General features: G+C 61.4%; 13 protein-coding genes. 2 read left to right on the top strand and 11 right to left on the bottom strand.

Annotation, left to right across the window (positions count from 1 at the left end; genetic code table 11):
• Positions 1 to 65 precede the first annotated feature (65 nt).
• The 8 genes from ccoP (CER19_RS15535) to ccoN (CER19_RS15500) all read right to left on the bottom strand — a co-directional run bounded on the left by ccoP (CER19_RS15535) (position 66) and on the right by ccoN (CER19_RS15500) (position 6,890).
• Positions 66 to 1,043 carry a cytochrome-c oxidase, cbb3-type subunit III gene (gene ccoP, locus CER19_RS15535; protein ID WP_032895838.1) on the bottom strand — a complete coding sequence of 326 codons (978 nt, stop codon included), beginning with the start codon at positions 1,041 to 1,043 and terminating at the stop codon, positions 66 to 68.
• A complete protein-coding gene (locus tag CER19_RS15530; protein ID WP_003193169.1) occupies positions 1,040 to 1,225 on the bottom strand; it encodes a CcoQ/FixQ family Cbb3-type cytochrome c oxidase assembly chaperone in 186 nt (61 codons plus the stop codon). Before CER19_RS15530 ends, ccoP (CER19_RS15535) begins: the two co-directional genes overlap by 4 nt.
• A 5-nt stretch (positions 1,226 to 1,230) precedes the next feature.
• On the bottom strand, positions 1,231 to 1,839 hold the full coding sequence (ccoO, locus tag CER19_RS15525) for a cytochrome-c oxidase, cbb3-type subunit II (RefSeq protein WP_003193167.1): 609 nt from the start codon (positions 1,837 to 1,839) through the stop codon (positions 1,231 to 1,233).
• Positions 1,839 to 3,281 carry a cytochrome-c oxidase, cbb3-type subunit I gene (gene ccoN / locus CER19_RS15520; protein ID WP_014719443.1) on the bottom strand — a complete coding sequence of 481 codons (1,443 nt, stop codon included), beginning with the start codon at positions 3,279 to 3,281 and terminating at the stop codon, positions 1,839 to 1,841. Before ccoN (CER19_RS15520) ends, ccoO (CER19_RS15525) begins: the two co-directional genes overlap by 1 nt.
• Before the next feature lie 417 nt (positions 3,282 to 3,698).
• Positions 3,699 to 4,646: a cytochrome-c oxidase, cbb3-type subunit III gene (gene ccoP / locus CER19_RS15515; RefSeq protein ID WP_116667043.1), complete on the bottom strand. Its 948-nt coding sequence runs from the start codon at positions 4,644 to 4,646 to the stop codon at positions 3,699 to 3,701.
• Positions 4,643 to 4,843, bottom strand: coding sequence for a cbb3-type cytochrome c oxidase subunit 3 (locus tag CER19_RS15510; protein ID WP_003193161.1), 201 nt, complete (start codon positions 4,841 to 4,843; stop codon positions 4,643 to 4,645). The genes ccoP (CER19_RS15515) and CER19_RS15510 overlap by 4 nt, the downstream gene beginning before the upstream one ends.
• Positions 4,844 to 4,846: 3 nt before the next feature.
• Complete coding sequence (gene ccoO, locus CER19_RS15505; protein ID WP_003193159.1) at positions 4,847 to 5,455, bottom strand: cytochrome-c oxidase, cbb3-type subunit II; 609 nt, start codon at positions 5,453 to 5,455, stop codon at positions 4,847 to 4,849.
• Positions 5,456 to 5,465: 10 nt separating this feature from the next.
• Positions 5,466 to 6,890 carry a cytochrome-c oxidase, cbb3-type subunit I gene (gene ccoN, locus CER19_RS15500; RefSeq protein WP_034128402.1) on the bottom strand — a complete coding sequence of 475 codons (1,425 nt, stop codon included), beginning with the start codon at positions 6,888 to 6,890 and terminating at the stop codon, positions 5,466 to 5,468.
• 79 nt (positions 6,891 to 6,969) lie between these two features.
• Between ccoN (CER19_RS15500) and CER19_RS15495 the strand changes: the two genes are divergently transcribed.
• Positions 6,970 to 7,665, top strand: a complete 696-nt coding sequence (locus CER19_RS15495) for an alpha/beta family hydrolase (protein WP_116667042.1) — start codon at positions 6,970 to 6,972, stop codon at positions 7,663 to 7,665.
• 104 nt (positions 7,666 to 7,769) lie between these two features.
• On the opposite strand, the gene CER19_RS15490 is transcribed toward CER19_RS15495, so the two are convergent.
• On the bottom strand, positions 7,770 to 9,335 hold the full coding sequence (locus tag CER19_RS15490; RefSeq protein ID WP_014719440.1) for a PAS domain-containing methyl-accepting chemotaxis protein: 1,566 nt from the start codon (positions 9,333 to 9,335) through the stop codon (positions 7,770 to 7,772).
• Between the two features lie 216 nt (positions 9,336 to 9,551).
• Positions 9,552 to 10,343, bottom strand: coding sequence for a CPBP family intramembrane glutamic endopeptidase (locus CER19_RS15485; RefSeq protein ID WP_116667041.1), 792 nt, complete (start codon positions 10,341 to 10,343; stop codon positions 9,552 to 9,554).
• A gap of 421 nt (positions 10,344 to 10,764) precedes the next feature.
• On the opposite strand from CER19_RS15485, the gene CER19_RS15480 reads away from it, so the two are divergent.
• Positions 10,765 to 11,625 (top strand): DMT family transporter, encoded by an 861-nt coding sequence (locus CER19_RS15480; RefSeq protein ID WP_116667040.1) that lies wholly within the window; start codon positions 10,765 to 10,767, stop codon positions 11,623 to 11,625.
• A 131-nt stretch (positions 11,626 to 11,756) separates the two neighbouring features.
• On the opposite strand, the gene CER19_RS15475 is transcribed toward CER19_RS15480, so the two are convergent.
• Positions 11,757 to 12,641: a DMT family transporter gene (locus CER19_RS15475; protein WP_116667039.1), complete on the bottom strand. Its 885-nt coding sequence runs from the start codon at positions 12,639 to 12,641 to the stop codon at positions 11,757 to 11,759.
• Between the last annotated feature and the right edge of the window lie 114 nt (positions 12,642 to 12,755).

The following is a 12,755-nucleotide window of genomic DNA, read 5'->3' as shown; positions in this document are numbered from 1 at the left end:
TTCGCAGCTAAAACAACAAAGCCCCGCCAGCATTCGCTGCGCGGGGCTCCATTGTTTCAGGGGTCTTACTGCTCCTCAGCCTTCTTATCCCCATGAGACAAGCTATACACATACGCCGCAAGCAAGTGCACCTTGTCATTGCCCTGCAACTGCTCCTGCGCCGGCATCTGGCCCTGGCGGCCATAACGGATGGTCTGCTGCAGTTGCGCGAAGCTTGAACCGTAGATGAACGCACCCGGATGCGTCAGGTCGGGCGCGCCCATCGCTGGGGTGCCTTTACCGGCCGGGCCGTGGCAGGCCACGCAGTTGGCGGCGAAGAGTTTCTCGCCGTTGGCCACGTCGGCTTTGGCGCCTTCCGGCAGTTTGCGGCCGTCGAGGTTGGTCACCACAAAGCCCGCCACGTCAGCCACGCCTTGCTCGCCGATGACTTCGGCCCAGCCCGGCATCACCGCGTGGCGGCCTTTCATGATGGTTTCCTTGATGGTGTTGGGTTCGCCACCCCAGCGCCAGTCGGCGTCGGTCAGGTTGGGGAAGCCGTAGGCGCCCTTGGCGTCGGAGCCGTGGCACACCGAGCAGTTGGAGGCGAACAGGCGACCGCCCATCTTCAAGGCTTGCGGGTCCTTGGCGACTTCCTCAATCGGCATCGACGCGAATTTGGCGAAGATCGGCCCGAACTTGGCCTCCGACCTGGCCATTTCCTTTTCCCATTCGTGCACGCCGGTCCAGCCGGTCTGGCCGTTGGCGAACGGGGTTTGCTTGTCGTTGTCGAGGTAGTTGTAGCCAGGCAGCAGGCCCTTCCAGTTACCGAGGCCAGGGTAGAGCACCAGGTAGCCAAGGGCGAAGACGATGGTGCCGACAAACAGCATGAACCACCACTTGGGCAGCGGGTTGTCGTACTCCTCGATGCCGTCGAACGAGTGGCCGACGGTCTCGTCCGTCTGCTCGGTGCGCTGGCCCTTGCGGGTCGACAGCAGCAGCCAGGTCAGGGCGAAGATGGTACCCAGACTGAGGACTGTGACGTACAGACTCCAGAACGTAGTCATTCTTTGTTACTCCTAGAAGCTTGCTCGACGTGCTTGATGGCTTCGGGGTCATCTGCAAAGGGCAGCATGGTCGCGTCGTCAAACTCCGACTTGCGCCGTGGGCTGAACACCCACAACGCCAGGCCGATAAAGGCCACCATCACCACAACGGTGCCCAGGCCACGAATCATCCCGATATCCATGAAGGTCACCGTTTGCTTTTGATGATGGTGCCAAGGCCTTGCAGGTAGGCCACCAATGCGTCCATTTCGGTCTTGCCCTTCACGGCGGCGGCCGCACCGGCGATGTCTTCGTCGGTGTAGGGCACGCCCAGGGTGCGCAAGACTTCCATCTTCTTCGCGGTGTCCTTGCCGTCGAGCTTGTTTTCCACGAGGAACGGGTACGCCGGCATTTTCGACTCCGGCACCACGTTGCGCGGGTTGTACAAGTGCGCACGCTGCCAGTCATCGGAGTAACGCCCGCCCACACGGGCCAGGTCTGGGCCGGTGCGCTTGGAGCCCCACAGGAACGGGTGGTCCCACACGCTTTCACCGGCGACCGAATAGTGGCCGTAGCGTTCGGTTTCGGCGCGGAACGGGCGGATCATCTGCGAATGGCAGCCCACACAACCGTTGGCGATGTAGACGTCGCGGCCTTCCAGTTCAAGGGCGGTGCGCGGCTTCATGCCTTCGACCGGCTTGTTGGTCACGTCCTGGAAAAACAGTGGGACGATTTGGGTCAGGCCGCCGATGCTCACGGCGATGACCATGAAGAAGGCCAGCAGGCCGATGTTCTTCTCGACTACTTCATGCTTCATCAGTGAGCTCCCACAACGGCGATCTTGGCGGCGGCTTCGGCTTCTACAGGGTCGCTGGCACGCACGGTGCGCCAGACGTTGTAGGCCATCAACAGCATGCCGCTGGCAAAGAACGCACCGCCCAGGGCACGTACGATAAAGCCCGGGTGGCTGGCTTGCAGCGCTTCGACGAAGGAGTAGGTGAGGGTGCCGTCATCGTTGATCGCACGCCACATCAGGCCCTGGGTGATGCCGTTGACCCACATCGAGGCGATGTAGAGCACAGTGCCGATAGTGGCCAGCCAGAAATGCGCGTTGATCAGCCCGACGCTGTGCATCTGCACGCGGCCGAACAGTTTGGGGATCATGTGGTACAGCGCGCCGATGGAGATCATCGCCACCCAGCCCAGCGCCCCGGCGTGCACGTGGCCGATGGTCCAGTCGGTGTAGTGGGACAGCGAGTTGACGGTCTTGATCGCCATCATCGGCCCTTCGAAGGTCGACATGCCGTAGAACGCCAGAGACACCACCAAAAACCGCAGGATCGGGTCGGTGCGCAGCTTATGCCAGGCGCCCGAGAGGGTCATCATGCCGTTGATCATGCCGCCCCAGCTTGGCGCCAGCAGGATGATCGACATCGCCATGCCCAGGGACTGTGCCCAATCCGGCAAGGCGGTGTAGTGCAAGTGGTGAGGGCCGGCCCAGATGTACAGGGTGATCAGTGCCCAGAAGTGCACGATGGACAGGCGATAAGAGTAGATCGGACGCTCGGCCTGCTTGGGCACGAAGTAGTACATCATCCCCAGAAAGCCGGTGGTGAGGAAGAAGCCTACGGCGTTGTGGCCGTACCACCACTGGATCATCGCGTCCGTTGCGCCGGAATAGGCCGAATAGGACTTGAACAGGTTCACCGGCAGGGAGGCGTGGTTGACGATGTGCAGCATCGCCGTGACCACGATAAAGGCCCCGTAGAACCAGTTGCCCACGTAGATGTGCTTGGTCTTGCGCTTGACGATGGTGCCGAAGAACACCAGGCCGTAGGTCACCCACACGATGGCAAGCAAAATGGCGATCGGCCATTCCAGCTCGGCGTATTCCTTGGTGGTGGTGTAGCCCAGGGGCAGGCTGATGATGGCGCCGACGATGACCGCCTGCCAGCCCCAGAAGGTGAAGGCGGCAAGGCCATCGGAAATCAGTCGCGTCTGGCAGGTGCGCTGCACGACATAGTAGGAGGTGGCAAACAGTGCACATCCGCCGAAGGCGAAGATCACCAGGTTGGTGTGCAGTGGGCGCAGGCGGCCGAAGGTCGTCCAGGGCAGGTCGAAATTCAATTGCGGCCAAACCAGTTGCGAGGCGATGAACACCCCGAGCCCCATGCCAAGGATCCCCCAGACCACCGTCATGATGGCGAACTGGCGGACTACCTTATAGTTATAAGCAGTCGGACTGATTGCTGTGCTCATTCTAAGGTTCCACGGTTTAGGTTTTTTTATAGGTAAAATCGGTCGCAAGTATGTAGAAAGCGAGGGGCCATTGCAACGCAATGGCTGACCTGGATCAATGCGTTCCACGCCAGATTCTGCGCCCTTTCCATGTTTGGCGTAGGGACAAAATCCAAAATAGAAAGCTGATCGAGTGGACAGGAAATTTCAGGGGCGCAACGGCTACCGTCGCGTAGGCCCGGAATGGTCCACTGTGGGAACAAGCGTAGACCCGAATAGGAGGAGGGGAAAGGTGGGCTTGGAAGGGGTGCGACACTTGGTCGCGACTTATGCCTGTGGCGAGGGAGCTTGCTCCCGTTGGGCTGCGCAGCGGCCCCAAAATCGTGGGAGCGCTTCGCACTCCAGCGGGAGCAAGCTCCCTCGCCACAGGTAGAGCTTTTACTGCGGTTGGCTGTCTGGCGTTGCACCTTCAGTATTATGGGACAGGCTATACACGTAAGCCGCCAGCAGATGCACCTTGTCATTACCCTGCAGCACCTCCTGGGCCGGCATCTGGCCCTGGCGACCATGGCGGATGGTCTGCTGCAACTGCGCCAGGCTGGTGCCGTAGATAAACCCGCTTGGTTCGGTCAGGTTCGGCGCGCCCATGGCTTCCACGCCGTGGCCTTGTGGGCCATGGCAAGCCACGCAGGTGGTGCTGAATGCGGCTTGGCCGGCGGCCAGGTCAGCGGTGTTGTCCGCCGGCAAGGGCAGCTTGGCCAGGTCGTGGCGCACATAGGCGGCGACGTTTTTCACCCCGTCCTCGCCCAGCACTTCCCCCCAGGCCGGCATCGCCGCGTGGCGACCGTTCAGGATGGTGGCCTTGATGGCCTCAGCTGAACCGCCCCAGCGCCAGTTGCTGTCCGCCAGGTTGGGGAAACCATAGGCGCCCTTGGCGTCCGAGCCGTGGCATACCGCGCAGTTGGAGGCGAACAAGCGACCGCCCATCTTCAACGCTTGCGGGTCCTTGGCGACTTCTTCCACCGGCATGGCCGCGAACTTGGCGAAGATCGGCCCGAACCTGGCGTCGGCCTTGGCCATTTCCTTGTCCCATTCCTTGGTCTGAGTCCAGCCGTCCTCATAGCCCGGTAGTACGCCTTTCCAGTTGCCCAGGCCCGGGTAGAGGATCAGGTAGCCGACGGCAAACACCAGGGTGCCGGCGAACAACATGAACCACCACTGGGGCAGCGGGTTGTCGTACTCCTCGATACCGTCGAAGGCGTGGCCCATGGTCTGGTCGACGCTGCCCTTGGTCTCGCCCTTGCGGGTGCCGACCAACAGCCAGGTCAGGCCGACCAGGCTGCCCAGGGTCAATACGCAGATCCATGTACTCCAAAACGTAGTCATGGCCGAGTGCTCCTTGTGGCTGGCTCTGCTTGAGCGTCGGGTGGGGAAGGTTCATCGGCAAACGGCAGCAGGCGCGCCTGCTCGAATTCCGCGTTGCGGCGGTTGTTGAATACCCACAGCGACAGGCCGATAAAGGCGATGGCCACCACCAGCGTGCCCAGGCCGCGGATGGTGCCCGCATCGAATTCAAATCCCATGGCTCACCTCTTGCTCTTGATGGCAGTGCCGAGCACTTGCAGGTAGGAAACCAGCGCGTCCATCTCGGTCTTGCCTTTGAGGCTGGCGACTGCGCCATTGATGTCGTCGTCGGTGTACGGCACGCCGAGGGTGCGCATCACTTTCAACTTGGTCTCGGTGTGGCTGCTGTCGACGGCGGCGGTGACCAGCCAGGGGTAGGCCGGCATTTTCGACTCTGGCACCACGTTGCGCGGGTTGTACAAGTGCGCGCGGTGCCAGTCGTCCGAGTAGCGTGCGCCGACGCGGGCCAGGTCCGGCCCGGTACGCTTGGAACCCCACAGGAACGGGTGGTCCCACACGCTTTCGCCGGCCACCGAGTAGTGGCCGTAGCGCTCGGTCTCGGCGCGGAACGGGCGGATCATCTGCGAGTGGCACTGCACGCAGCCTTCACGGATGTAAATGTCGCGGCCTTCCAGTTGCAGCGCGGTGTAGGGCTTCATGCCTTCCACCGGCTTGTTGGTCACGTCCTGGAAGAACAGCGGGACGATCTGGGTCAGGCCACCGATGCTCACGGCGAGCACCATCAGCAGCATCAACAGGCCGACGTTCTTTTCAATCGTTTCGTGTTTCATCATCGACTCCTCAGGCCATTTGCGCGGCAGCGGTGACTTCGGCAGGTTGCGCCGAACGCACGGTGCGCCATGTGTTGTAAGCCATCAGGAACATGCCGCTGAGGAAGATCGCACCGCCCACCAGACGCACGATGAAGCCTGGGTGGCTGGCCACCAGGGTTTCGACGAAGGAGTAGGTGAGGGTGCCGTCTTCGTTGACCGCACGCCACATCAGGCCCTGGGCGATGCCGTTGACCCACATCGAGGCGATGTAGAGCACGGTGCCGATGGTGGCCAGCCAGAAGTGCGCGTTGATCAGGCCGAGGCTGTACATCTGCTCGCGACCGAAGACTTTCGGGATCATGTGGTACAGCGCGCCGATGGAGATCATCGCCACCCAACCCAGCGCCCCGGCGTGTACGTGGCCGATGGTCCAGTCGGTGTAGTGGGAGAGGGCGTTGACGGTCTTGATCGCCATCATCGGGCCTTCGAAGGTCGACATGCCGTAGAAGGCCAGGGAGACAACGAGGAAGCGCAGGATCGGGTCGCTGCGCAGCTTATGCCAGGCGCCCGAGAGGGTCATCATGCCGTTGATCATGCCGCCCCAGCTTGGCGCCAGCAGCACCAGTGACATCACCATGCCCAGGGACTGCGCCCAGTCCGGCAAGGCGGTGTAGTGCAAGTGGTGAGGGCCGGCCCAGATGTACAGGGTGATCAGCGCCCAGAAGTGCACGATGGACAAGCGATACGAATACACCGGGCGTTCGGCCTGCTTGGGCACGAAGTAGTACATCATGCCGAGGAAGCCCGCAGTGAGGAAAAAGCCTACTGCGTTATGCCCATACCACCACTGCACCATGGCATCCGTCGCACCGCCGTACAGCGAGTAGGACTTGGTCAGGCTGACCGGGATTTCCAGGTTGTTGACGATATGCAAAATGGCCACGGTGATGATGAACGCACCGAAGAACCAGTTGCCCACATAGATGTGCTTGGTCTTGCGTTTCATGATCGTGCCGAAGAACACGATGGCGTAGGCGACCCAGACGATGGTGATCAGGATGTCGATCGGCCATTCCAGCTCGGCGTATTCCTTGGAGCTGGTGTAGCCCAGTGGCAGGCTGATCGCGGCCAGCAGGATCACAAGCTGCCAGCCCCAGAAGCAGAACGCGGCGACTTTCGGCGCGAACAGCTGCGTCTGGCAGGTGCGTTGCACCGAGTAAAAGGAGCTGGCGAATAGCGCACAGCCACCGAACGCGAAGATCACCGCGTTGGTGTGCAAAGGGCGCAGGCGGCCGAAGCTGGTCCAAGGCAAATCGAAGTTGAGCGCAGGCCAAACCAATTGGGCGGCGAGAAAAACCCCGAGCCCCATGCCGACGATGCCCCACACCACCGTCATAATGGCGAATTGGCGGACCACCTTGTAGTTATAGGCGGTACTTAAAGTAGTGTTCATGGTTCCCCATCCACGGTTCAACCCAAGCAAGTGCGGCACTTGGGCTGGAGTTATAGGCAGACTAAAAAGCGAGGCAAGCATGGGCAAAGAGCACAAGGCCAGTATTGACGGGGATCAATGGGCGCAGTGTGTACGGGAACACGGCTGGTTGTGGGATGTCGCTGCGGGCACGACGTCGGGTGAGCCGGTCACGCTGATCCTGGCCCACGGCGCCGGCGCGCCGATGGACTCGGCGTTCATGAACGACATGGCTGCACGCCTTGCCGGGCATGGCGTGAGCGTATTGCGCTTCGAGTTTGCCTACATGGCCCAGCGCCGTATGGACGGCGGCAAACGCCCGCCGAATCCGGCACCGAAACTGCTGGAAGGCTGGCGCGAGGTACATGCCCAGGTGCGACGTCATGTCGCTGGGAAACTGGCGATTGGCGGCAAGTCCATGGGCGGGCGGATGGCGAGTCTTTTGGCTGATGAGTTGGGTGCTGACGGGCTGGGGTGCCTGGGTTATCCCTTCTATGCGGTGGGTAAACCGGAGAAACCACGGGTCGAGCATCTGGCCGGGCTGAAGGCGCCGACGTTGATTGTGCAGGGTGAGCGCGATGCGCTAGGCAATCGAGCGGCGGTTGAGGGGTATGACTTGTCGCCGAACATCGAGCTGATGTGGCTGGTGGCGGGGGATCATGATTTGAAGCCGTTGAAGGCGTCGGGATTTACCCATGAGCAGCATCTGGCGGCTGCGGCGGTGCAGGTGTCGAGTTTTTTGCTGAGTCTTGAATGAAACCTGTGGCGAGGGAGCTTGCTCCCGCTGGAGTGCGCAGCGGCCCCAAAAGTCTTGGGAGCGCTTCGCACTCCAGCGGGAGCAAGCTCCCTCGCCACAGTGGTTTATCGGTTAAAACGCTCCACCAGCGAATACTGGGTATTGGCGGTATGCGTCAACTCCTCACTCAACTGCGCCGAGTTCATCGCCTGCTCCGAGGTCTGGTCCGCCAACAGCGCAATGGTGCTGATGTTGCGGCTGATCTCCTCGGCCACCGCACTTTGCTCCTCGGTTGCGGCTGCGATCTGAGTGGTCATGTCGGTGATATTGGCCACCGCCTCACTGATGCCCACCAACGCCTGGTCCGCTTCCATCACCCGCGCTACACCTTCTTCAGCCTGGCGGTGCCCGGCGTCCATGGTTTGCACGGCCGCAGCTGCGGTGTGTTGCAGCTTGGCGATCAGGGTATGGATCTGCCCGGTGGATTCGGCCGTACGCTGCGCCAGTTGGCGCACTTCATCGGCGACCACTGCAAAACCACGGCCCATCTCACCGGCCCGCGCGGCTTCGATAGCGGCATTGAGTGCCAGCAGGTTGGTTTGGTCGGCAATGCCTTTGATCACGTCGACCACGCCGCCGATTTCATCGCTGTCCTTGGCCAGTTGCGTGACGGTCACACCGGTCTCCCCAACGGCTGCCGAAAGACGCTGAATCGCCTCGCGGGTTTCCCCGGCGATATCGCGGCCGCGCCCGGTCAGGCGGTTGGCTTCCTGGGTGGCGTCGGCGGTGCGCTGCACGTGGCTGGCCACTTCCTGGGTGGTCGCCGCCATCTGGTTTACCGCAGTGGCCACCTGTTCGGTTTCCACGCGCTGGCGTTCCAGGCCGCTGGAGCTGTTGTGCGCCAGGGTGTTGGACTGCGCGGCCTGGTCGTTGAGGTGCTCGGCGGTGTCCTGCAGGCGGGTAAGGCAGGTCTTCAGACGCGCTTCCTGGCTGAGGATCGACATTTCCAGGCGCGCCTGTGCGCCACGGCTGTCGGTGTACATCTGCGCGATCAACGGGTCGGATGTGGTCTGTTCGGCCAGGCGCAGCAAACGCTTGAGGCCGCGCTGCTGCCAGCTCAGGCCCAGCAGGCCCAATGGCACCGACAGCGCCGCTGCCAGGGCAAAACCCCATTGGGAGGTGAGGGTGGCGCCGATCATGAAGCTCAACTGGCTGACCAGGATAAACGGCAGCCAGTCCTGCAACACCGGCAGCCATTTGTCCCGCTGGGGAACGGCCGACTTGCCTTGGTTGATGCGTTGATAGAGCGCCTCGGCCCGGCGGATCTGCTCGGCGGTGGGCTTGATGCGCACCGATTCGTAGCCGATCACCTGGTTACCGTCAAAGACCGGCGTCACATAGGCGTTAACCCAATAGTGGTCACCGGTCTTGCAGCGATTCTTGACAATGCCCATCCATGGCAAGCCTTGTTTGAGCGTGGACCACATATGCGCGAACACGGCCGGAGGCACATCCGGGTGACGCACCAGGTTGTGTGGCGCGCGCACCAGTTCTTCGCGGGTGAACCCACTGATTTCGACAAAGGCGTCGTTGCAGTAGGTAATCACACCCTTGGCATCTGTGGTGGAGATCAACCGTTGCTGAGCGGGGAAGGTACGTTCGCGCTGGGTAACGGGTTGGTTATTACGCATGATTGTTCAATCCGCAAGGCTTTCAGGGGGTATCGGCCATGCGGGGCATTTATTTAACTTATTTTTGCAACAATCCTGCGAACAGTGGGCTGGCTGTGGCGAGGGAGCTTGCTCCCGCTCGGGTGCGTAGCGCCCGCAAGTTTTCTGGGGCCGCTTCGCAGCCCAGCGGGAGCAAGCTCCCTCGCCACAACAGCTCGCTCCTACAGTAAGAAATGCTCAGCCGGCGAGCATCGGGTAGGTAAACAACCCGAAGTGCAACAGATTCAAGCCAAAATGCGTGGCAATCGCCGCGCCTAGCCCGCCGAACCGATACGCCAGGCCGTAACCCACACCGGCAATACCCGCCAGCAGCATCCACTGCCACCCCGCAGCAAAATGCACCAGGCCAAATAACAGCGAGGCCAGCAGCAGCGCGAGGTTCTCGCCATAGGGCAGGTGTTTGAAGCGTTGGCTCAGACCGCCCTGGATATACCCGCGAAACAGCGCTTCTTCGACCAACGTCACCAGCAGCAGGTTGTTCAACACCCACAGCCACGCCTCGTCCGGCCACTTGGGCGCCCAACTGATCATCCCCAGCAGGGCCGCGCCACCCAAGGCGGCGATGGCGGCCAGGGTCAGGGCCACGGCCGTGACGCAGATCGACAGGCGCAATGAGCGTCGCGCCACGATCCACGGGCAGGCCAGCAACAGCCAGAAGCCGATCAGGGGTTTGTCCTGGTTCAGGTACATCGAGAAGGGCACTGAGTCGGGAGTAAAACGCTGGGGCGCAATACCGCGGCCGTTATAGAAACCCGGCAGCCAGTGCATCGCCAGGCCCAGGGCCAGGACAATAAACAAGCCGTGGCCCAGGTAGCGCGCCCAAGGGTTGCGTTGCTGGCGCACGGCGTACCCGGCCACCAGCAGCAGTGCGATGGATACCGCCGCCAGTACGCCCAGTTGGCCGTAGATCAAAGCCACGACATAGCCAATGGAAAGTAGGCTGAGGTACAGCCAGGGCAAAGCAATCATGTGAAATCCTTCGAAAAATCCGGGCAGCATTATAGCGAGTGGCCAGGTTCTAGGGCATGAAAACGCCTCCACGTACAAGGCAAGGGGGAAAGGATTGCAAAGTATGTTTGCGGCTGGTTATAGTCGTCGCGTCTTAATCCCTTCAAAAAAGATCAGCACATGCCAGCTTCCCAGCGCATAGCGGTAGTCGATTCAGCGGTCAACGCTGTGGTCGTGCCGTGCCGTGGCAAGCAGCCTGCGCAGATCAGTCATTACCCCCCACCTGTCAGTAGCACGCCGGTGCACGCAGTCGTAGCACCGCCGGGTGTTGGCATTTCGGGCTGATCAGCGATTCGCTGTTGCCCGTGCCTGCCTGAAAAAAACCTACTGAAATTCAGTTTTTTACTGAGTCGGCTTTTTTGCCTGATAACAGGTGGCAACCATGTCTGTGCTTTCAAAACAATCCGTGGCCGCGGCGGCCTCGACGAGCGTGTTTGTCTTGCTGTGGAGCAGCGGGGCGATCTTCTCCAAGTTAGGCCTTGCCCATGCTTCGCCCTTTGCCTTTCTGTTGATCCGGTTTGCCATCGCCCTGATGGGGTTGGTGGTACTGGTACCGATCCTCAAGTTGAAGCTGCCACGTCCCGGCAAGCCCCTGCTGTATGCGGCCGCGACGGGCCTGGTACTGCTAGGGGCCTACCAGATCTTCTATCTGCTGGCCCTGGACCTCAACGTCACCCCCGGGGTGATGGCGACCATCATGGGCGTGCAGCCGATCCTTACCGTGGTACTGATGGAGCGCCAACGCTCCTGGCGCCGGCTGTTCGGCCTGGGGTTGGGGTTGGCGGGCTTGATCATGGTGGTGTATCAGGGCATCGGGCTGGCGGGCATGTCCCTGGCGGGGATGCTGTTCGGGCTGCTGGCGCTGGCGAGCATGACGTTTGGCTCGATCATGCAAAAACGCATCACCGACAATCCCTTGGGCACGCTGCCACTGCAATACCTGGCCGGGTTGCTGCTGTGCGCGGTGTTCGTGCCGTTCCAGCCGTTCCACTTTGAACACAGTGCACGTTTTTACCTGCCGGTACTGTGGATGGGGCTGGTGGTGTCCGTGCTGGCGACGTTGTTGCTGTACCGCCTGATCGCCCGGGGCAACCTGGTGAATGTCACCAGTCTGTTCTATCTGGTGCCGGCGGTAACCGCGGTGATGGACTACCTGATCTTCGGCAATCGCCTGGCCCTGTTGAGCGTGCTGGGAATGACGTTGATCATCGTCGGTTTGATCTTCGTGTTCCGTAAGAACTAAAAACCACCCCCTGTAGGAGCGAGCTTGCTGTGGCGAGCAAGCTTGCTTGCGCTGGGGTGCGAAGCACCCCCAGGAGCTTGCGACTGCTACGCAGTCGAGCGGGAGCAAGCTCCCTCGCCACAGGGGCGCTCCTACAGTTTTTGCGGGCGCAGCACCAACCACAACGCCCCGGCAATCAACACCCCGCCATACAGATGGGCCATGGACAATGGCTCATCCAACAGCAGCGCCCCCCACAACACGCCGAACGGCGGGATCATAAAGGTCACGGTCATCGACTTGACCGGGCCAATGGATGACAGCAGGCGGAAGTACAGGATGTAGGCAAACGCCGTACACACCAGCCCCAACCCCAGCAGCGACGACCACACCTGCCAGCCGCCCCAGCTCGCCGGTGGATGGCTGATAGCGCTGTAGGCAAAGAACGGCAACAGGAACAACGTCGCCCCCAACATGCTGCCCAAGGCCGAGAGGCGGCTATCCAACCCGCCGCGCTGGTCCAGCCAACGCCGCGCCAGGAAACCGGCAAAGCCATAGCAGGTGGTTGCCAGCAGGCACGCCAATGCGCCCATCAATAATTCCAGATCAAAGGCCACCGGCCCCGCACGCGTGAGCACGGCAACGCCAAACAGCCCCAAGGCGACACCTGCGATTTTCGACGGCGTCAGGCGTTCGCTGAAAAACAATCCGCCAATCAGCACGCCCATCAGCGGTGTGGTGGCGTTGAAAATCGCCGAATAACCCGCCGGCAGTACCTGCGCCGCCACTGAATACATGGTCGCCGGAATCCCGGAGTTGATCACCCCCAGCAGCAAAACGGTTTTGAACTTGCCCTGGAAATCCCAGCTCACGCGCATCATCGCCAGGATCACCAATAAACCCGCGGCGGCAATCGACACGCGGAAAAACGCGGTGGGCACTGTGCCGCTTTCCGGCGCGATAATGCGCATGAACAGGAAACTCGCGCCCCAGATGGCAGCCAGCCCCAGCAGATACAGGGTGTCAACAGGTCTCACGGAAAACTCCTACGCCAATCGGGCGCAGAAGTGTTGCCCAGCGGGCAGGTCGGCACAATGGCTAATTGCAGTCAGTTCACCCCTGCGCAAAATCATTCTTCTCCTGCCTCGGTT

Origin of the sequence: Pseudomonas sp. GL93 (assembly GCF_003408955.1) — a bacterium.
Taxonomy (GTDB): Bacteria; Pseudomonadota; Gammaproteobacteria; order Pseudomonadales; family Pseudomonadaceae; genus Aquipseudomonas; species Aquipseudomonas paracarnis.
This window is presented reverse-complemented; position numbering and strand designations above follow the sequence as displayed.